Source organism: Psychrobacter sp. AOP3-A1-26 (genome assembly GCF_052378235.1).
Taxonomy (GTDB): Bacteria; Pseudomonadota; Gammaproteobacteria; order Pseudomonadales; family Moraxellaceae; genus Psychrobacter.
In genome coordinates this window covers 1-1,053 of record NZ_JBQSXN010000180.1, presented here as the reverse complement: position 1 = coordinate 1,053, position 1,053 = coordinate 1, and the positions used below count along the sequence as shown (strand labels likewise).

At 42.7% G+C, this 1,053-nt stretch carries 1 pseudogene; it reads right to left on the bottom strand.

The features are described 5' to 3' along the window. A pseudogene (locus tag ACT3TU_RS14180) lies at positions 1-971 on the bottom strand (hypothetical protein); the annotation flags it as partial. Positions 972-1,053 lie beyond the last annotated feature (82 nt).

Below are 1,053 nucleotides of genomic sequence, written 5' to 3'. Positions count from 1 at the left end.
GGTATTGCAACAGATAACGTTCCTTCTTTTTTCTTAGTTGCGCCATTTTTTTCTTTGATATTAATAGCGTAAGCAACGCCTCGTAGCAGCTTGTCACGCTCAGCTTTGGTTAAGTTCTCATCAATTTTTACATTAAAGGCTGCGATACCATTCGTATCAGTGGTTTTGTTATTACCACCGATAATGGCAATGCCTTTGATATCGGCAATACCCATGCCAACAGTCACATCTTTTACACGCGCGCCGTCGGTATTTTTGACAATAACATTAAACTTAGCTGTATCACCGTAGGGATTCAGCTTATTATTAGAGACAGAAGTGGTTTGTAGATTATTTTCTATATTAAGCTTACTAACTATTGCCGCTTGTCCACCATCACCACTGCCTTCTTTACTAACACGAACGGTTGTGACCTGAGTAATTTCTGAGCCATCTGAGGACTGTTTGGCGACTGCTTTTAATCCAAAACCATTTTCGATCAAGTCCGCTTTTTGTTCCTCATCGAGTACTAATGGGTTGAGCTTAAGCTCGTAGGTAGCCTCACCTTTGTCATCAGTACTCTGAACACTAGCGCCCTGAATAGTCACCCCAGTATTAGTAGAATCATCAACACTCAAGCTCACCGACCTGTTAATCGCCGCACCACCTGATTTTGCCACTGCTTTGACGGTGACATTAAATGTAACAGGCTCATCGGTCAGCTTGATATTGGTTGGATCGGTATAAAGTTTTTGTAGGCTAAAATCTTCTGCAGGTGTCTGTTCGCCACCATTATCGTTACCGCCGTTATTATTGCCACCATTATCGTTACCGCCTGTGCCGGTACCTGGTTGTACGCCCAAATCAGGTTCAGGGGCGATAGAATCGACTGTATCACCATCCCCTCCACCACAACCTGCTAATGCTAGCGCCAAAGTCAAAGAAGTGAGCTGAAATAACTTAGAAGGAAGAGATAGTGAGCTGTAGGACATGTGTTGAACTCCGCGTCGGCAGTAATTTATTCGAGTAAATAAGCAAAAATCATTACACAGAATCATAGTAGATTGGTAATGA